This window comes from Rubrobacter calidifluminis, from assembly GCF_028617075.1.
Lineage (GTDB): Bacteria > Actinomycetota > Rubrobacteria > Rubrobacterales > Rubrobacteraceae > Rubrobacter_E > Rubrobacter_E calidifluminis.
In genome coordinates this window covers 1-18,874 of the sequence record NZ_JAQKGV010000020.1, presented here as the reverse complement: position 1 = coordinate 18,874, position 18,874 = coordinate 1, and the positions used below count along the sequence as shown (strand labels likewise).

The window sequence follows — 18,874 nt, the reverse complement described above, 5'->3', positions numbered from 1 at the left end:
GACCTCCTCTAGAACCTCGAATCCTCCAGGATCTCGCGGGTGATTCTGCGCTCGCCCAGCTCCCTAGCCCGCTTCTCGGCGAGCCTGCGCGCCCGTCCCCGCAGGAACGCCGGGATCTCCTCGAGGGCGGCGAGCGCCTCGCCGGTCCACACGGGCTCTTCCGGTGGTCCCGTTTCCGGGGAGGATCTGCGTGCGCGGCGCAGCGCCCCGTCCACCGCGTCGGCCAGCAGGGCCGCCCCCCGGTATCCCATGAGCGGCAGGCGGACGAAAGGATATACCGCGGCCGGAGGACAGAGCGGGAGGAAGGATGCGCCGGCGTGCCCGGCGGCCTCGCGTTCGAAGTGTGTCGCTATGAGCAGGTCCGGGCGGGTGCGCTCCACCCTCAGAGCTACCTCCCCCGGGTCTTCGGCGACGAAGGTCTTTTCGGTGAACGTGCCGGCATGGAACGCGAAGTCGTGCTCGAGGTGGGATAGGTAGGTCCCGCTCCAGGCGATCTCTGCCCCGACCTCGCGCGAGAGGGCGTAACCTAGCCCCACCGCGTAGGTGAAATCTCCGAAGATCGCGACTTTCTTCCCGCGCAGGACCCGGGGGCTGAGCAGCCGCGTATACCACGGGAGCTTCGCCGTCCGCGCCAGCTCACGGAAGACGAGCTTCCTGACGCGCTCCCCGTCTATCGAGCACATCTCCCCTACCGCCCGCAGCGCGGCCCCGGTGCCTGCGGAGCCGATCATGGGGGTGGTTATCCTCGGCATCCCGAAGCGCTCCTTGAGGAAGCGGGTGGCCGACTCGCTGACCTCCCTGTAGAGGACTACGTTCGCCCACGCCCGGGGCATGTTGCGTAGATCCTCCAGGCTCGCTCCGAGCGGCACCCGTGCGTTCACCTCTACGCCGAGGTCCTCGAGGAGCCGCTGCAGTTCGTCCATCTCGGCCTCCGCCCTCGGGTCCAGCACCGGGGCGCCGAAGAGGTTGACCGAAGGCTCGGGCGTCTTCTCCTGCGGAACCGCGTACTCCCGGACGAGTTCGGCGAGCATGAGATCAGCGGCCTCGTTCTCGCCGATCCCCGGCCCCTGCCAGGGGCACCTGAAGAGGCGGCGGGGACGATCTTCTCTTGCCGGCAGCCTCACCTCGGGCACTCCTTCTCCCGAGAGCAGCGCGGAATCCGAGCGGGCCACGATGACGGCGCCGACCTCGGGATGCCGCCGCACGGCCTCGAGTATGTCCTTCTCCAGATCTTCCGTCCCCCCGCCCGCCGGGCTGAGCGAGACGGGTGCGCGATCCTCGAAGCGCGCCCAGGGGCCCCAGAGGACCTGGAAGTACTCCTCGTGGGCGGAAGCCCGGAAGATTACCCACACGTCCTTCAGGCTCGCGGCCACCCTCAGGATGCCGTGAGCCGAAGGGCCCTCGTAGACGCCCGAGACCACTCTCACAGCTTTATCGAGTCCAGATCACCGGCCCGATCCAGGATGTCGCAGAAAAACCCGAGCACCCTTCGGGCTCCTGCGTAGCCGTAGACCCCGAGCTGCACGAGTTCGGTGCTCAGGCAGCACAGCCATCCCCGGGCGGTGAGGGGAACGTACAGACCGGCACTCGCGACGACGATGTCAGGATGACTCCTTTCGATACGCTCCATCTGTCCCTCAGGATCCGGGGCCTCCACCACGTCCACCTCGCCTCCGAGCGCCTGTATCTCCGCAGAGAGCACCCGGCGGTCGAGGCGCGGTACGCCCACCTCCACGATGACCGCCCCGGCGTCCGCCAGGAAGCGCGCCAGCGGCAGCTCGAGCCCGGTGTCACCGGCGAAGAAGATCCTCTTGCCCCGGATACGGCTCCTGAGAGACTCGAGCTCCTCGTGGGCCGAGTTCGGCCTGGATGTCCGCTCCGCCTCAAGGCCTGCGGCCAGGGCCACGTCCTGCAGAAACCGCGAGGTGCCCCCGATCCCGATCGGGACCAAACTGCGCACCACCAGCACGCCGCGTTCGGCCGCAGCCCGGGCCGCAGTCGGCAGGTAGGGTGAGCAGACGGCCGCTACCACCCCTTCGCCCAGGGCGGGCAGGCTTGCCGCTCCGAGCCCCGGCAGCCCGCCTGCTACCTCGATCCCGAGCCGGTCGAACTCCGAGGCGAGCTCCTGCCAGGCACGGGGGGGAACGCCGGCCCCGAGGAGGACCACCCGACGGGGGCGTTCCCTGGCCTGCCTCTGCACCCTTCCGGTCACGAATAGGTTTCCGAACAGCCGCCCGGTGCTGCCCTTCGGTGGCGGGGGGGCGGGATTCTCGGCCGTGGCCGCCGGGCACAGGCTGACGAGCGCCGCCAGCACCCGGTCCTCCAGATCGGTCGACAGGACGCGTGGGCCTTCGGGCTCGAGTCCGACCGACCGGACCGGAACCCCCAGTCTTCTCTCCGCGAGCCGGGCTTCGAAGGCGGGGTCGACTCCCAGGTACCTGGCGGTACGCCCGCAGACCACGAACACCGCGGCGATCCCTCTCAGGCCGTCGGCCGCCTCGGCTACGCCGGAGGCCACGCTCCCCTGTCTCACCTTCGTCTCCGGGTCGAGCAGGATGAACCGAACCCGCTCTCCCGGTGAGTAGTCCGAGGTCAGGGCTCCCGGCAGCAGGCGGGACAGGTGTACTTCAGAGCGGGTTCCGACGAGGACGATGAGCACGTCGGGCAGTTGACCGGAGAGGCTCCTCAGACCGCAAAGCGGTGAGAGCACATCGGGTATGCCTGCTTCGTCGAGGATGGTCAACGTCTTGCCGGGTCCTCTCCAGGATGCTATCCCCCAGAGCGCCAGTCTAGCGCGCAGAGGGTCTCGAGTGCCAGTTCCACCATGCCATCCACCGCATCCCTCAGGGCCGCGTCCGAGATCCGCACGGCCTCCTGCTCGGTGAAGGTGTCGGATACGGTGAGGAGACAACCCGCCCTTGCCCCGTGCATCGCGGCCAGGGTGAAGATGGCCGCGGCCTCCATCTCGACGGCGAGAACACCGAACTTGCCCCACGTCTCTTTCGGATGCGGCATGGGATCATAGAAAAGATCGGAGCTGACGACCGGCCCGGTGAAGACCTTCCTGCCCGATCCCTGCGCGGCGTGGTGGGCGGCGTGGACGATGTCGAAGCTGGCCGCCGGGGCGTAGGGCAGCCCGCGGGTGAGCTTGGAGACGGTGCCGTCGAGCGGGGTCGCAGCGGTGGCGATGACGAGGTCCCCGAGTTGCATGTCCGGGTGGTACCCGCCGCAGGTCCCGACCCTGAGGAGGTTCCTGGCTCCGAGCTGCAGCAGCTCTTCCGTCACGATGGAGGCGCTCGGGCACCCCATCCCGGTCGTCTGCACCGAGACGGGACGGCCTTTGTAGGTGCCGGTGTAACCTAGCATCCCGCGCTCCTCGTTGACGAGCCGGGCCTCCTTGAAGAAGTTCTCTGCTACGTAGCGCGCCCGCCGGGGATCGCCCGGCAAGAGCACGTTCTCGGCGTAGTCTCCCGGCTCGGCGCGCAGGTGGACCGGGCTCAAGTCTCGCTACCTCCCTCCTCCATTCTCTTCTACAAAACCTCAAGGATAGCAGGGGGAGGGGAGGATGGCTCATCGGTCAGTTCGAGCGAGCGCGTGAGCAACCTCCTGGCCCCTTCGAGGCCCCTGCCCGACCTGTGGTAGAGGAGTGCTACCTCCTGCCCGCGCCCGACCCTGTCCCCAACCCGGACGAGTACCTCGACGCCAACGCCGGGGTCTACAGCCTCCCCTTTCTTCTGCCTCCCGGCGCCGAGCAGCAGCGCCGCCTCTCCGACGAGGCGGGCGTCGAACCGGGCGACGTAACCGTCGCGGGGGGCTCTCACGCTCTCGACCTCACCGGAGACGGGGAGGGCGTCGAGCGCCGAGGGGTCGCCCCCCTGGGCGGCGACGAGGCGGAGGAAGGTCTCGTAGGCCGCTCCCGAGGAGATGGCCCGCTCGACCTCCCGTCCGGGTTCCTCCCGCCCCGCGAGCGAGAGCAGGCGCGAGGCGACGGCTTTCGCGGTCTCGGAGAGGTCCTCCCGTACGGGCGCTTCCTGCAGGAACCGCACGGCCTCCCGCACCTCGAGCGCGTTGCCGACGGCGCTGCCCAGCGGCTCGTCCATCCCGGTGATGATCGCCGAGGCGGAGATGCCGAACTGACCGCTCAGCCGAACGAGCGTCCCGGCTAGCTCGCGGGCGTCCTCCACGCTCCTCATGAACGCTCCCGAGCCGCACTTCACGTCGTAGAGCAAAAACTCCGCGCCGGTGGCCACCTTCTTGGAGACGATCGAGGATGCGATGAGCGGCAGCGAGTCCACCGTCGCGGTCGCGTCCCTCAAGGCGTAGATCGCCCGATCCGCCGGAGCGACCTCCCCGGCCTCTCCGATCGCGATCCCCACCTCCTCGACCTGCCTCCGGAAGCGATCCTCCGTGAGCGCGCACGAAAAGCCGGGGATGGACTCGAGCTTGTCCACCGTCCCACCCGTCGTCCCCAGCCCCCGGCCGGAGAGCTTGGCGACCGGGAGCCCGCAGGCGGCGGCGACGGGGAGAGCGGTGAGCGAGACCTTGTCTCCGACCCCGCCCGTGGAGTGCTTGTCGGCGCATCCCGGAAACGAATAGTGCTTCCCGGAGTACGCCATCGCCCGGGTCATCGCGAGCGTCTCCCCGTAGTTCATGCCCTTCAGCAGGATCGCCATGAGTAGGGCGGACATCTGGTAGTCGGGGATTTCACCCGCCGTGTACCCGTCGACGACTTCCTCTATCGTCGCCTGCGAGAGCTCACCTCCCCGCTTCTTGACTTCTATGGCCTCGAGTATTCCCCGGCTACCGGCCACCATTCCTCCCTCTCCTCTTGCCCGGTGACGTGTTGCAACCGGCATGTCATCAAGCTCTTCACCGGAACCACATCATACCCGAGGTCTGCACCCTGCATGTGTAGCCGGCGGGGCTGCTCATCGTCGGGGGCGAACCGTGGTCGAGGGCGACACCCCGGGAAGGGGGATTTCCTTCCAGGATGCCGTGAGAGCGTGGTGGAGCGAATCTTGAACGTATTGGTGTGGATGATTTTCCCCGACATCATGAAACAGATCTGAGAGAGGAGGCCGTTATACGGCGGAGAACTTTTCTCCCGCCGGATGATTGCATCCTGGACCGTATGTTTTGGTATGTGCTCTGTATTTTGCCGGGCTCAAAAGGGATATTCACGCTCGCCAGACTGCACTGTTATCCAGCGCAGCTCGGTGAACTCGTCGATCGCAGCCTTGCCGCCGAAGCGGCCCCAGCCCGAGGCCTTGACACCACCAAAAGGCATTTGGGCTTCGTCGTGCACCGTAGGGCCGTTAACGTGGCAGATGCCCGATTCTATGCGACTAGCCACCGCCAGCGCGCGGTTCACGTCACGCCCGAACACGGCGGCCGAGAGGCCGTATTCTGTGTCGTTGGCCACCCGCACGGCTTCGTCCACCCCACGCACCCGCACCACACCGACCACGGGTCCGAAGGACTCTTCCCGGTAGATGTGCATGCCCGTTGTGACGTGGTCCAGCACGTGCGCACCCATCAAGGTATCCTGGCTCTTGCCGCCGGCAACAAGACGTGCACCTTTGGCGAGCGCGTCGTCGATGAGTGCCTGCACACGTTCGGCGACGCTGAGGTCCACCACGGATCCCAGCGCTGCATGGCCCTGGCGAGGATCGCCCACCGTGAGGCTGTCCGCCTTGGCAGTCAGGCGCTGCACGAAGTCGTCGGCGATGGCTTCGTCCACGATGATACGCTCGGTGGACATGCAGATCTGACCCTGGTTCATGAAGGCGCCGAAGGAGCACGCGGCAACGGCGGCGTCAAGATCTGCATCGTCCAACACAACTACCGGGGCTTTGCCACCCAGTTCCAGCAGCACGCGTTTGAAGTGCTCGGCCGCCTTGATCGCGACGACACGCCCGACCTTCGAGCTGCCGGTGAAGTTGATGCGACGCACGGCCGGGTGTGCGATGAGCCCCTCGACGATGGCCGGGGCATCTTCGGGCGCGTGGGTGACGACGTTTACGACGCCCGGCGGCAGGCCCGCCTCTCGCAGGGCCTCGCCGATCAGGCGGTGCGTGCCCGGGCACAGCTCGCTGGCTTTGAGCACCACGGTGTTGCCACACGCCAGCGGCATGGCCAGCGCCCGGGTGCCGAGGATCACGGGGGCGTTCCACGGTGCTACGCCCAGCACGACACCGACAGGCTGGCGATGGGACATGGCGAGCAGACCAGGCACATCGGAGGGAATGATCTCGCCGGTGATCTGCGTCGTCATCGAGGCGGCCTCGCGCAGCATGTTGGCGGCGAGCTTGCAATTGAAACCGATCCAGCCGGCGGTGGCGCCGGTTTCGGCCACGGCGCGGGCGATGAACTCGGTGTGCGCGCCTCGAGATCGTCGCCCGCCTTGAGCAGCATCGCACGGCGGGCGCCCGGACCGAGCTGAGACCAGTCCGGGAAGGCATGCGCCGCGGCATCGGCCGCCGCAAGTGAGTCCTCCACGGTCGCTGCAGCCGCGCGGGTGGCGATCTCACCGGTGATCGGGTTGCGCCGCACGAAGGTGGCGCCGCCGCTGGCAGGGCGGTCGTCATGGTCGATCAACAGGTCGATCTGAAACATTGAGTCCTCCATACTGGTGTTGGGGATTTTGCTTGCGGGCTTGTTGCTCGCCCAGGTAATAATGGGCCCGACCGGCGGTTGGCCGCCGTGGCAAAAATAATGCGGGAGGGTCAGGATGACACCCTCCCGCAGATGTTGATTTATATGGCCGTGACAACGGACTTGGTCTCGAGGTAGTTCTCGAGCACGTCGTGGCCCATCTCCCTCCCCCAGCCGCTCTCCTTGTAGCCGCCGAAGGGCAGCGCAGCGTCGAAGACGTGGTAGCAGTTTATCCACACTGTGCCGGCCCGCAGGCGCTTGGCGGTCCTGTAGGCCTTGGAGATGTCGCGGGTGAAGACCCCGGCGGCGAGCCCGTAACGGGTGTCGTTGGCCTCCGCGACGAGCTCCTCGGGGTCCGAGAACGGTATCGCCACGACCACCGGACCGAAGATCTCCTCCCTGACCACGGACATCTCCGGCGAGGTGTTCGTGAGGATCGTCGGCTCGACGAAGTAGCCGCGGCTCCCGGCCCGTCCCCCGCCGACGTACGTCTCGGCTCCGGCCTCGCGGCCCTGCTCGATGTAGCCGAGAACCTTCTCGAACTGCTCGTCGGAGATCAGGGGCCCCATCTCGGTTTCGGGGTCGAGGCCGCTGCCGAGCCTGATGTTTTTGGCTCTCTCCGCCACGCCCTCGACGACCTCGTCGTAGACCTCCCGCTCGACGAAGAGCCTGGAGCCCGCGTTGCAGCACTGGCCGTGGTTGAAGAAGATGCCGTTCGCCGCACCGGAGATGGCCACCTCCAGGTCGGCGTCCTTGAACACCACGTTGGGCGACTTGCCGCCGAGCTCCAGGGTGACCTTCTTGAGGTTCCCCGCGGCTGCCTTGACGATGAGCTTCCCGACCTCCGTCGAGCCGGTGAAGGCCACCTTGTCGACGTCGTCGTGAGCGGCGAGGGCCGCTCCCGCATCGCCGAAGCCGGTGACGATGTTGACCACCCCGTCGGGTAGCCCGGCTTCCAGAAGGAGCTCTCCCAGGCGCAGCGCCGAGAGCGGGGTCTGCTCGGCGGGCTTGAGAACGACGGTGCAGCCAGCGGCCAGCACCGGGCCGAGCTTCCAGGCCGCCATGAGGAGCGGGAAGTTCCACGGTATGATCTGGCCCACCACCCCGACGGGCTCCTTGAGGGTCATCCCGAGAAACTCCCCGCCGGTCGCAACGGCCGAGACGGGGATGGTGTTGCCCTCGATCTTCGTCGGCCAGCCGGCCATGTAGCGGAAGAGGTCGGCTGCGAGAGCGACGTCCGCCGCCTTCGCCACCGCGAACGGCTTGCCGTTGTCGAGCGTCTCGAGCATGGCGAACTCGTCGGCGTGCTCCTCGATGAGCTCGCTGATCCTGTAGATGAGGCGCCCGCGGTCGGAGAGGCTCATCCTCCGCCACGGCGAGTCGTCGGCGAAGGCCCTCCTCGCGGCCCTCACGGCCCGATCGACGTCCTCGGCCTCACCCCAGGCAACATTCGCCAGATGCTCCTCAGTAGCCGGGTTTATTGTCTCGAAAGTCCTGCCCGAGGCGGCCTCGACCCACTCGCCGTCTATGAGCAGCCTGTGCTCCTTCCTGATGAACTCTTCTACTCCGGGTTCTACCTGCAGCTCCATACTTCTCCTCTTGATCCTCGGCCGGACCTTGCGCGGCGTCATGACCGTTCCCCAGTGCACACCCGCTCGTCTTCTTCCTCCGTACCCACCCCCCTCTGCATCCGGCGGTTCTGGTTCCCCCTGTGAGGATGGTTGCATCCGCGTATTTGCCCTATCAACGTCGATTTGCACAAAGAGTGTTTCTCCCGGAACCGGAGATGGTCGCATCGGGCACTCGTTCTCGGTGGTGGTTGGAATGAGAGAGCGCGGTGTGTACACACCGGAGAGGCTGCGCGAGAGTGTTTCGGTCGGTGTAACGGATCGGATGGGGGCGCTGTCTACATGGGTGTAGTTCGAAAAAACCTGAGGAGGTTGCTTTAGTTGGGCATCATATCCTGGATAGTGCTGGGGTTCATAGCCGGCGCCATAGCGAAGTGGATCATGCCCGGCAGGGATCCCGGCGGGCTGGTGGTCACTGTCGTGATCGGCATCGTCGGGGCGATCGTAGGAGGGGCGATAGTCGGTGCTCTGGGCGGTCCCGGGGTGAGCGGGGTGAACGTGGCCTCGGTGATCGTCTCGGTGATAGGAGCGGTGGTACTGCTCGTGATCTACCGGCTGGTGGCCGGCAACAGGGGCTATTCCAGCCGCAGGCGCTAGTACCTGGAAAGGAGTGTCATCAGTGGGAACCCTGTTGAGGAGGGTCCTCGTCACCCTCTTACCTTTTCTCTGGCGCAGATATCGGGAGAGAAGATCGCGCCGGGGAAGGTGAGTCGTATCGTGCAGATGATAGTGAAAGGAGTCTCGGGAAATGCCTGATAGAGAACACGACAGATCTTTCCGAGAGGGGTCGGGTGAGTCTTACACGCCTCCCGGCACCGCCAGGGAAAGACGTATGACAACCGGTAGAGGCGGCGAATCCGCCCGGATCACCAACGGACCAGGAGAGGCGGAGCGTCTGGCGGAGACCGAAAGGCAGCGCGAGGACCACCTGCGCTCGGAGATGGAACGGGGGACGAGCTGGATAAGTATTGTGCTCGGCTGGCTGTCCGCACTGGGCGCCGCACTCGTACTCTCAGGAGTAGTGAGCGCCATCGTGGGTGCCGTCGTCAAAGGTGGCGGAAACGACGTTTCGTCCGGCGGACTCTCCGGCCTGATAGGGCTCCTCGTAACCCTTTTCATCGCCTACTTGGTAGGTGGGTACGCGGCAGGTCGCATGGCGAGCCGGGGCGGAGCGAAACACGGCCTGCTGGTTGCCCTGCTTGGCCTGATCGTAACGGTAGTGGCCCTGGCGGCAGCAACCGTCGTCGGAGCCGGGTTCGCAGATCAGCTCAACAACATCACCCTCCCGTCTTCCCCTTCCACAGGAGCATCCGGGCATGATATCTCCTCGATAGCAACCGCTTCGGGCATACTCGCCCTGCTCCTCCCATTCGCCGGAGGCGTGATAGGGGGACTCTGGGGAGCGCGTACCGGGCGTAGAAGGGGCGTGCCACCCTGGGAGAGCCGCTCTTTGAGAACCGAAGGAGGTGAAGACTAGAGGCGAGAGATTAAACCTTCGTTAAAACGCTAATAATAGATCGACAAAATGGGGTATAACCACGCTGTTGGTGAGATCGATCCCGATCAACGAAAGGAGAGACTGATGGCCAGCGACAGTCAGCGCGACAAGGTGGAGGGTCTTGTGGACAAGGCCAAGGGCAAGCTCAAGGAGGCGGCCGGGGCCGTGACGGGCGACGAGGCCAAGAAGAGCGAGGGCAAGGCCGAGCAGAAGGAAGGTGAGCTCAAGGAGAAGAAGGGCGACGTAAAGGAGAAGTTCGGGAAGTAGCAGGCGAAGGGATAAATGGTTACGGGGCCGCCGCTGATGTGGTGGCCCCGGCATGTTTTACGGGGTCTTTATCTTCGGTGAGGACGGGTGCTTTGGAGCAGGGTCTGAGATACACATGGGTTTTGGATGATTGGGCTCGGATGTTGGTGTAGGAGGGGGGGAGAGGGTGTTGGAATATTGCGCGAGGCATCTTCGCGCTTCGCCTTCCCGGTCCTGTCTGGAGGAGGCAGTCTGTGTTGCGCTCGCTTTCGTGGCTGGACTCGGAACTGGCCTGCTGACGGGTTTGTTTGGATACGGTGGGGCTGGCCGGATCCGGGAGGCTGGTGGCGGGGCGGGGAGTGATCGGAAGGTTGCGCGGAGGCTGAAGGAGTCGGAACAGCTGGAGCGCGAGATTCATGTAGAAGGAGGGAAAATGACCGAGCAGCGAGAGAGGAACAGGCAGAGCCAGCAGCAGTCGGGTGGGCTGCAGAGCGGCCGGGGCTCGACCAGGATAGAGGACAACGTGGTAGCCAGGATAGCCGGCATCGCTGCCCAGGAGATAGACGGCGTGAGGATGGGCAGTGGTGGTGCTGCAGGAGCCGTTGGCAACCTCATCGGCAACGTCCCTGGAGTCAGCGGTCAGACGCGGGGGGTTTCCGTTGAGGTGGGCCAGGAGGAGACGGCGGTGGATCTGAAGATGACCACCGAGTATGGCAAGCCGATACCGCAGCTTGCCGAGGCTGTGAGAAGGAACGTCATAAGCCGCATAGAGAGCCTTGTTGGGCTTAAGGTCAAGGAGGTCAACATAGAGGTTGACGACATCTACTTCCCGGGTGAGGACGAAGGCGAGGAGGATCGCCGTCAGGTAGAAAGATGACGGAGGTGGGGTCCCTCGGGCCGATCGTTGTGGTTCCGAGGGATCTTGCCATATAGGTCGCGGTTCCTTTGGGGGGCTGCTCAGTGGATGGAAAGAGAGTCTTCCAGTGTTTCCGGCTTAGCCTGCAGCAGTGGCTTCCTGACGGGCTCTCCCGGGAACTTGCTGGCCTCGAAGAACCACCTCCTGGACGCAGGCATGCCCCACAACTGGGCGCGGCGAGGATTGCTGAGGTCCCAGCGCATTGGCCGGTCTTCGAGATCGATGAACTGGTAGTGGCTGGTGAACAGCTCGATCCGGTGCTGGTCTGGGTCTCTCAGGTACAGAAACAGGGCGTTGCTGATGCCGTGACGTCCAGGTCCGCGGTCGATCTCATCACCGAAACCGAGGCTCCCGGCCACGTCGGCCGCATGGATCAGTGAGGTTGTGTCCGGGACGGTGTAGGCGAAGTGATGCAGGCGGGGGCCGTGTCCGTTGGTGAATACCAGATCGTGGGTGTTGCCCTTGACCTCCAGCCACGTGCCCCATAATTCGTCGGTACCGTCGCGTGCGGTGTATTCGGACATACGCATGCCGAGGGTGGACCAGAATTCGGTGGCTGTCTGCACGTCGTGGCTGACGACCTGGAAGTGGTCCAGGCGCTGTGGAGATCCAGCCCGAAACTCGTTGTAAGACTGCATCCGCCGGTCGACCACGTCCATCGAGGCTGTCAGCTCTATATGCGTGCCGACCGGATCTCTAAAGCGCAGCGTCGGCCCCTGGTGGGGGATCTCCACGCGCTCACACCGGATACCCGTGCTGGCAAGGTAACGCTCGGCGGCGTCGATATCCTCCGCCATCCGGACGCGGAAACCGACATACAGGGCCAGAGGTTCTGATTCGACGTTGCGCAGCACCAGGCTGTGGTGGGCGGCCTCCTCCAGGCCGCGCAGGTATACGGTATCGTCGGTCTCGGCGGTGACGATCAGCCCTATAACATCGCGATAGAAGTCACGGCTGCGCGCGAGATCGGTGACCGCCAGGCAGACGTGGCTTGCCCGGGTAATGTTAAAAGGCGGGTTCAAGTTCGCGGTCGGCAGCATCTTCTGACCTCCAGTTGCTTTATGGCACAGGGTTTTGAGAATTATGATTGCTTCATGATCGTGTATGCAGCGGTGCCATTTCCAATCCCTCGTATGCGATTATGTCACTTGCCTTTGCCAGGAGCGCGCCTGCCCTATCCTGACCACCTTCGGTGAGTTCTATGAGCGGCGGTCGGACCTTTGCTGAGGAGAGCTTGCCGGCCCGGTGGAGCACCCATTTGGCGGGCGCCGGGTTGGTTTCGACGAACAGCAGATCGGCCAATGGGTGCAGGGCATAGTGAATTCGCTGGGCCTCCACAACGTCGCCCCGCTGCCAGGCTAGGTACATATCGGCGAGAGAGCGAGGGGTGATGTTCGCCAGGGCGCTGATATATCCGACCCCACCCAGGGCCAACAGCGGCAGGCACAGCAGCTCAATCCCGGACCATACCAGAAAATCCCGGCCGCAGAGTGCGATGACCCGGGAGAAGTGTTCGAAATCCCGAGTCGTTTCCTTAATTCCGACGACGTTTTCGCAGCTGCGGCGGATCTCCAGCACGGTTTCGGGATTGACGTCGACGGCGGTTCTGGTCGGGACATTGTAGATGATGACCGGGACGTCTGGGAATTCTCGAGAGACAACCTTGTACCACTCTACCAGCGCCCGCTGGGTCGGCCTGGCATAGTAAGGGGTGATCAGTAAAACGGCATCGGCGCCGAGTTCGATGGCTTTGCGGGTTAGCTCCAGCGTCTCATCGAGCCTGCTGGATCCGGTCGCTGGGATGAATGGGATCTGATCGGCCGTCACCTCGGCGACGACCTCCATCGCCGCGATCCGCTCGTCGAGTGTCTGACTCGAAGGTTCACCCGTGGATCCACCGATCGACAGGCCAGTCAGGCCGCCGTCGCGCTGGAAACGTGCGAGCTTGCGCAGGCTGTCTAGATCTACCTCCCCCTCTTCCGTAAAAGGTGTGATTACCGCTCCGAAAGGCCCTTTTAGGGCTTCCAGATTACCTCGAAACCTCATTTGCTTGCACCTCTACCTTTCGCCCACTGTTCGTATCGCCGCCGCTGCTCTGAGCCGAGTGGATAAAGTCCTTCAAGGGATTCTCCTGCCGCCACCCGTTCGGAGATATACTGTTCCTCATGCTCCTGCTGCAAGGCGGCTGCGGCAACCTCATCAGCTAGGGCGGCGGGGATCAGGATTACACCATCACTGTCCCCGACGATTACGTCGCCGGGCATAACTAGCACGCCGGCGCAGGTGATCGGCAGGTCTGAGTCCATTGGCACGTGGCGGCGACCGAGCACCGCGGCGTTCACGGCACCTCGGTAGTAGGGTAGATCCAGCGCCCGCATCGCGGTGTCATCGCGGACCGCACCGTCGGTCACCACTCCAGCCCCGCCCCGGACCTTAAGGCGCAGCGCCAGAATGTCACCTATTGTGCCGGCGTGACGGTCCTCCCGGGCCTCGATCACGAGCACCTCTCCCGGCCCGATCGTGTCAATGAGGCGTTTCTGGGCGTTCATGCCACCACCACGTTGCTTGAAGACGTCTTCCCGCAGCGCCGTGTAGCGCAGCGTGCGTGCGACGCCGACCATGCGCAGATCGGGCCTTGCTGGGGTCAGCCCATCGAAGTAAGTGCTGTTGAGGCCTCTGCTGCGCAACTGCTGGCTGAGCGTGGCTGTGGAGACCGATGCCAGGACGCTGGCGGTCTCTGGCTTGAGCGTGTTGGAGGGGGCGGGCATTTACGCCAGCTCCTCCAGGAACAGTCTGAATGATTCCCAGGAACGCCGGTCGGCACGGACGTCATAGGCCATCACGTCAGGATTACCAGACTTGTCGGCCTGCGGGTTCGTAAAGGCGTGTTTAGTATGTCCGTAAGAAGTGACCTCCCACCTCACGCCGGCCGTGGTCATCGCCTTCTCGAGCTCGAAGACCACCTGTGGTGGCGACATCGGATCTTCTGCACCGGTTAGAATCAGCACCGAAGCATCCTTGTTGGCCGCAGACCAGTCGGTGCCGACGAGATCGAGACCACCGTGGAAGCTGACGGCCCCGGCGACGGTACCACCGACGCGCACGTACTCGAGTGCGGAGGATCCCCCGAAGCAGTAACCTACCGCGACCACCGGACCTTCTGTCACCTGTTCTTGGGCAAGCAGTTGCCGGTGGGCTGCATCCACCCGGCCGGTCCACGTCGCCCGGTCGTTAGCCATGGCGCCGATCAGTGGCCCGATTTCCTCTTCACCCTTCGGTATCCTGCCGTCTCCCCACATGTCGGCGAGTAAGACCGTGTAACCGAGTGTGGCTATCCTGCGCGCAGTCGCCTTCATCGGATCCGAAACGCCGAAGGCGTCGTGGATCAGCAACACTCCAGGCCGTTTGGCTCCATCCGCACGGGCCACCAGATGTCCGACCAATCTGGTCCCATCATGTGAGTACTCGACGCTGGCCTCCGTGAGGTCACTCATGTTCTCCTGCTCCTTGTGTTTTGGTTTTTGTCTACAAGCGGTCAGTGTGGGCGCGGTAGATCGAATACTCCTTGGTCCCGAGCTTCGCTTGGAGACCGCGGGGAAACCGTGATCGCCGCGCCCTTCTAAAGCTCCTGCCGGAGGAGCCCGAACAGTTGCCTGGGCCGAGGAACTTCCCGAGCCCGTACCCGCAAGGTTGGGTGTCGCAGGAGGGAAAGGAGAGCCATTTTGAGCGCCAGTGGAAGAAGAGAGGTGGGGATAGATGTCTCCAAGGTTACCCTGGATGTCGTCATCCTCCCTGCCCCCCAACACTTCGTCGTTTCCAACGACGAGGCTGGCATCGACGCGCTTATCGGCAAGTTCGCCAATCTCCCAGAGGCTCTGGTGGTGTTGGAGGTCACGGGAAGCTTCGAGCGTCCCGTCGTTGCGGCCCTGGCCGTCTCGGGAGCAGCACTCTTTGTGGTCAATCCCCGCCAGGCGAGTGACTTTGCCAAAGTCACCGGGCAACTGGCCAAGACCGACGCTCTGGATGCTCTCGTTCTTGCCTGCTTCACACAGGCCATCCGTCCCACCCCCAGGACCATACCCGACGAAGAAGCCAGGGAGTTTGGGGAGATCCTTGCCAGGAGAAGGCAGAGCGTGCGCATGTTGACCGCCGGGAAAAATCGCCTCGGGGCGAGCACCTCCAGGGCCGTGCACTCTCGCATCGAAGCTCACATAAGGTGGCTCAAAAAAGAGCTTGCTCGCACCGACCGGGATCTTGATGAGACCATCGAACAGAGCTCCACCTTCAGGGCGAACGAGACTCTTCTTCGAAGCGTTTCCGGAGTAGGTCCTGTGCTTTGCAGGACGCTCCTTGCGGAACTGCCGGAGCTCGGCTCCTTTTCTCCCAAAGAGCGCTCGGCCCTCGTAGATGTCGCTTCCCTTAACCGAAACTCGGGTACTTTGAGAGGCGGGCACACGATGTGGGGCGGTAGGGCGAGGGTTAGAGAAGCGCTCTACATGGAAGCCCTTAGCACTTGTAGGAGAAAGCTGCTCACCATCCACAACGCTGTGATGAGAGACTGTACTCTCTGGAAGTACTCTCATGTTCTAACCCATGACTCCTCAAAACGGTTGCTTTCCTGTCTCGCTTCCTTTCTCAGGTCAGGTTTTGAGAGACCTCTGCCGCATGGCGACGAACGTTGCCTCGATTATTTCATCTTGGCTGAGCTCTCCGGTCAGCTCCTGGGTGACGGACCCGTCGCCAAAGACCAGCACGCGATCTGCGATCATTGCTAGCTCATCTGCGTAGGTGGAGGCGATCACGACCGCACAACCGCCGCCAGCAGCCTCGCTGATCGCGCCGAGAATATCTTGGCGAGCCCCGACGTCGACAGCTTGGGTCGGCTCGTGCAGCAGCAAGACCAGCGGGTTGCCAGCCAGCCATTTCCCGAGCAGGACCTTCTGCTGGTTACCGCCACTCAATGAACTGACCGTAATATCCGGTTCCGGCGGTTTGATGCTGAGCCTGGCGATCATCTGTCGGACTTCTTCGTACTGCCAGTCTTTGCCGACCCACAGCCGGTGGCCCTTCCGACGGACGAGTGGGAGCGTGATATTCTCCCTGATCGACTGGTCCATCATCAGGCCGAATTTCTCGCGGTCGTCGGGTACTAGGGCAACGCCGGCTTCCAGAAGTGTCCGGCAGGGGTTGCTCTCTTGCACCAGGTCGATCGTCCTGTTACCAACGGTGATGGTGCCGCCGGAGGCCCGTCTGGCACCACCGAGCAGGTAGGGGACTTGGTCGAATCCTGACCCGACCAAGCCGGTGAGGCCGACGACCTCCCCGGGACGCACCTCCATGTCCAAGGGTTTGACCACGTCGTTGGTTACCCTGCTGGCGATCAGGCCCACACCACGGTCGCCTTCCTCGCGGGGGCTGGCCGGCGGGACTTCGGTGTCGGTCGAAGTGAGCCGTCTTTCGCGCAGCTTCTTGGTGGTATCAAGGGTGCGACCGAGCATGTGATTGGTGAGCTCGACCTCCGATAGAGATCTGGTCTTCAGGCTGCTAGCGGCTACCCGTCCATCACGAAGCACCGTCACGCGGTCGGTATGCTCCAGAACCTCCTCCAGGCGATGACAGATCAACAGTACCGCTACCCCCTCTGCCCGGACGGAGTCGACTAGTTTATAGAAATGGTTCAGAGCGTCTCGGCTGAGCGCCCGGGTCGATTCGTCGAAGATGATCAATCCCTTGCCTGGCTGGTGATCCGTCAGCGCTCGGGCTATGGCGATAGTCGCCCGGGTTTCCGCGGGGAGCGTACCGGTCGGGGCGTCCAGGTCTACCTCACAATCCAGACGCTTTAAAACCGGTATCACGGCTGCCTTCTCAGATTCCCAATCGATGCGCCGGGAGAACCGGCGGCGGCCGTAGCGACCGAGCCGCAGGTTCTCTATAACGCTGAGCTCGTCTAGTAAGCCGAGCGACTGGTGTACGATCGCCACTCCGTAGCGCCGATTCAGTTCGGCCGGTGGCACCGGCAGGTCCAGCCGCTCGCCGTCAACCTTGACCTCCGCTCCTGGATCAGGAGCGTAGTATCCCGACAGAATCTTGGCAAGAGTCGATTTTCCAGCCCCGTTTTGCCCCACCAGACCATGCACCTCTCCGGCCTTGACCTCTATGTGGACGTCGCTGAGCGCCCGGTATTGGCCGAAGGTTTTGCTGAGGTGCTCGACACTCAGGCGGAGCGGAGCACCGTGCGAATGTTCCGTCATGAGACTCCCCACAGCTTCTCAAACTTCGTCGGGAAGTTCGTCGGGCCGAACCATGAGCCATTGTTCTGTGCCTCCTGGCTCAGCTGTAGAGACCCGACGTTCTGGCGAGTGAACAGCCGCATCGGGATATGCTCGGCCGGAACCGGCTGTCCCAGGATCATGCGATAGATTACATCCGCCTCCGCATAAGCGGTGTAGGGATAATCCTGACCGGCGTCTGCGTACAGATAATCTTTGTTTTTCAGCTTCTGTAGCCCCGCAAGCAATGCAGTGGTTGATACCCCCTTGACCTTGTTCAAGTAACCGGTCTGCTGAACTCCCTGTTGGGTAACCTGCAGGAACTGGTCGAATTCGGAGTAGACATAGTTGGTGTCCGGATGGCGGGTCAGCGCAGCGCTGGTCGAGCTGGGAACCATCGAGAAGTTCGAGGTGGAAACCTTGTTGATCGTTATGGTGCAATCTGGGCAGTACTTCCTGAACTGCGGCAGCGCACCCTCGCGTATGAACCCTATCGGGGAGGGGCCGTCGGTGACCTCGTTGATCAGCACTTTGGCCTTGCCACCTGAGTCTTTTATGATCCAGTCACTGACGGCCTTCTGCATTATCACCGATACGCCCGGCACGAACGTGATCTTGTCTTTGTTCGCTACTTTGCTGGCGAATGTTGGATCGGGCAGCTGATCGGCGACCTCGACCGCGATTCCTTTCTTTATGGCGGTGTCTATCTGGTTCTCGGCAAACTGCGGTGGGATCGCATCGAGGATGATGCCAGATGCTCCGTTGTTGATCGCCCGCTGCACGCAAGCGGCGGTCGCTGGCGGAGCGGCCTTGCCATCACACACCTGCAGATTCGCACCGACCGCCGCCACCGCTTTTTGCAGGTTCGCTATTGTGATCGCGAACTCGGGTACGGCCTGGGACACCGGGATGTAATAAATTGTCTTGCCCTTCAACCTCTCGTCGTTCTTCAACGGTGTGTCGGGAAGCTGATATTCCTTGACCGGCGCCTCGTAATTGGCCACCGCCTTTGCAACCGGGCTACTTGAGCCGGTGCTCTTGCTTGAACTATCGCTCGACCCGGCGGATGAACCACATGCGGCAACCACTGCGGCTACGCACAGAAGGGATGTGACCGTAATGGCAAGCCGCGTGATCCCTACAGTTTTACGCCTTCTGGTCTTCTTATGGCTGGATCTCACTGTATTTGCTCCTCTCCCTTTTCTCGCACACTTGATTTCCGAGCCCCCACCTCATCATCAACCCAACTTGCGCCGCCCGATCAGCGTAGAGATCGTCACCGCTACCACAAGCACCGCCCCATAAAACACATCGCTTATCCACCCAGAAGCCCCAAGCAACTGCAACCCCACTATCCCCGTCTCCAAAAAGTAAATCGCTACAAAACTGCCAACCGGGTTGAACCTCCCAGGCTCAATCACAGCCGTCCCGAGAAACACCGAAGCAAAGGTCGGCAACAGATAAGTCTGCGAAGAGTTGGGATCGAACCCGCCACTGCTTGCCACGCTCAGAACACCCCCCACTCCGGCAAAAAGCCCCGCCATCACAAACGCACCAAACCTCAGCCGGTTGACCCTCACCCCTGCAAGCCGGCTCACCTCCTGATTCGAACCAACCGCCCTCAGATACCTCCCAAGCGGCGTGAAGCTCACCACATAAGCCA

At 63.3% G+C, this 18,874-nt stretch carries 16 protein-coding genes and 2 pseudogenes; 5 read left to right on the top strand and 13 right to left on the bottom strand.

The annotated features are described in order from the left end of the window. Window positions 1–8 precede the first annotated feature (8 nt). The 6 genes and pseudogenes from PJB24_RS13870 to PJB24_RS13845 form a co-directional block, all read right to left on the bottom strand. A complete protein-coding gene (locus PJB24_RS13870) occupies window positions 9–1,427 on the bottom strand; it encodes a nitrogenase component 1 (RefSeq protein WP_273846846.1) in 1,419 nt (472 codons plus the stop codon). Further along, complete coding sequence (locus tag PJB24_RS13865) at window positions 1,424–2,743, bottom strand: nitrogenase component 1 (RefSeq protein ID WP_273846844.1); 1,320 nt, start codon at window positions 2,741–2,743, stop codon at window positions 1,424–1,426. The genes PJB24_RS13870 and PJB24_RS13865 overlap by 4 nt, the downstream gene beginning before the upstream one ends. 26 nt (window positions 2,744–2,769) lie before the next feature. Further along, window positions 2,770–3,501, bottom strand: coding sequence for a DeoD-type purine-nucleoside phosphorylase (locus PJB24_RS13860; RefSeq protein WP_273846841.1), 732 nt, complete (start codon window positions 3,499–3,501; stop codon window positions 2,770–2,772). Window positions 3,502–3,530: 29 nt separating this feature from the next. Beyond that, on the bottom strand, window positions 3,531–4,814 hold the full coding sequence (locus PJB24_RS13855) for a thymidine phosphorylase (RefSeq protein WP_273846839.1): 1,284 nt from the start codon (window positions 4,812–4,814) through the stop codon (window positions 3,531–3,533). A gap of 350 nt (window positions 4,815–5,164) precedes the next feature. Then, window positions 5,165–6,615 (bottom strand): annotated as a pseudogene (locus PJB24_RS13850) (aldehyde dehydrogenase). Window positions 6,616–6,755: 140 nt separating this feature from the next. Next, complete coding sequence (locus PJB24_RS13845) at window positions 6,756–8,243, bottom strand: aldehyde dehydrogenase family protein (protein WP_273846837.1); 1,488 nt, start codon at window positions 8,241–8,243, stop codon at window positions 6,756–6,758. A 360-nt stretch (window positions 8,244–8,603) separates the two neighbouring features. On the opposite strand from PJB24_RS13845, the gene PJB24_RS13840 reads away from it, so the two are divergent. The 4 genes from PJB24_RS13840 (at window position 8,604) to PJB24_RS13825 (ending at window position 10,903) form a co-directional block, all read left to right on the top strand. After that, a complete protein-coding gene (locus tag PJB24_RS13840; RefSeq protein ID WP_273846835.1) occupies window positions 8,604–8,879 on the top strand; it encodes a GlsB/YeaQ/YmgE family stress response membrane protein in 276 nt (91 codons plus the stop codon). A gap of 235 nt (window positions 8,880–9,114) precedes the next feature. Beyond that, window positions 9,115–9,759, top strand: a complete 645-nt coding sequence (locus PJB24_RS13835; RefSeq protein WP_273846833.1) for a hypothetical protein — start codon at window positions 9,115–9,117, stop codon at window positions 9,757–9,759. 105 nt (window positions 9,760–9,864) lie between these two features. Then, window positions 9,865–10,047 (top strand): CsbD family protein, encoded by a 183-nt coding sequence (locus tag PJB24_RS13830; RefSeq protein ID WP_273844077.1) that lies wholly within the window; start codon window positions 9,865–9,867, stop codon window positions 10,045–10,047. 412 nt (window positions 10,048–10,459) lie between these two features. After that, window positions 10,460–10,903 (top strand): Asp23/Gls24 family envelope stress response protein, encoded by a 444-nt coding sequence (locus PJB24_RS13825; protein ID WP_273846830.1) that lies wholly within the window; start codon window positions 10,460–10,462, stop codon window positions 10,901–10,903. An 80-nt stretch (window positions 10,904–10,983) separates the two neighbouring features. On the opposite strand, the gene hpaD is transcribed toward PJB24_RS13825, so the two are convergent. From hpaD to PJB24_RS13805, 4 genes are read right to left on the bottom strand one after another with little or no spacing between them, the layout of a single operon-like run. Beyond that, window positions 10,984–11,982, bottom strand: a complete 999-nt coding sequence (gene hpaD, locus PJB24_RS13820; RefSeq protein WP_273846828.1) for a 3,4-dihydroxyphenylacetate 2,3-dioxygenase — start codon at window positions 11,980–11,982, stop codon at window positions 10,984–10,986. A gap of 52 nt (window positions 11,983–12,034) precedes the next feature. After that, a complete protein-coding gene (gene dapA / locus PJB24_RS13815; RefSeq protein ID WP_273846827.1) occupies window positions 12,035–12,988 on the bottom strand; it encodes a 4-hydroxy-tetrahydrodipicolinate synthase in 954 nt (317 codons plus the stop codon). Further along, window positions 12,985–13,710, bottom strand: coding sequence for an RraA family protein (locus tag PJB24_RS13810; RefSeq protein WP_273846825.1), 726 nt, complete (start codon window positions 13,708–13,710; stop codon window positions 12,985–12,987). The genes dapA and PJB24_RS13810 overlap by 4 nt, the downstream gene beginning before the upstream one ends. After that, complete coding sequence (locus PJB24_RS13805; protein ID WP_273846823.1) at window positions 13,711–14,436, bottom strand: dienelactone hydrolase family protein; 726 nt, start codon at window positions 14,434–14,436, stop codon at window positions 13,711–13,713. It lies immediately after the preceding gene. 252 nt (window positions 14,437–14,688) lie between these two features. Here PJB24_RS13805 and PJB24_RS13800 point away from each other — a divergent pair. Continuing rightward, a pseudogene (locus tag PJB24_RS13800) lies at window positions 14,689–15,534 on the top strand (IS110 family RNA-guided transposase); the annotation flags it as partial. Window positions 15,535–15,582: 48 nt separating this feature from the next. Here PJB24_RS13800 and PJB24_RS13795 read toward each other — a convergent pair. From PJB24_RS13795 to PJB24_RS13785, 3 genes are all read right to left on the bottom strand, one after another. After that, window positions 15,583–17,193 carry a sugar ABC transporter ATP-binding protein gene (locus tag PJB24_RS13795; protein ID WP_273846822.1) on the bottom strand — a complete coding sequence of 537 codons (1,611 nt, stop codon included), beginning with the start codon at window positions 17,191–17,193 and terminating at the stop codon, window positions 15,583–15,585. Continuing rightward, the gene (locus tag PJB24_RS13790) at window positions 17,190–18,215 is read right to left on the bottom strand and encodes a sugar ABC transporter substrate-binding protein (protein WP_273846820.1); all 1,026 of its coding nucleotides are present in this window, start codon (window positions 18,213–18,215) and stop codon (window positions 17,190–17,192) included. The genes PJB24_RS13795 and PJB24_RS13790 overlap by 4 nt, the downstream gene beginning before the upstream one ends. Before the next feature lie 234 nt (window positions 18,216–18,449). Next, window positions 18,450–18,874 (bottom strand): ABC transporter permease (locus tag PJB24_RS13785; protein WP_420541938.1); only part of this gene is annotated, 425 nt, incomplete at its 5' end.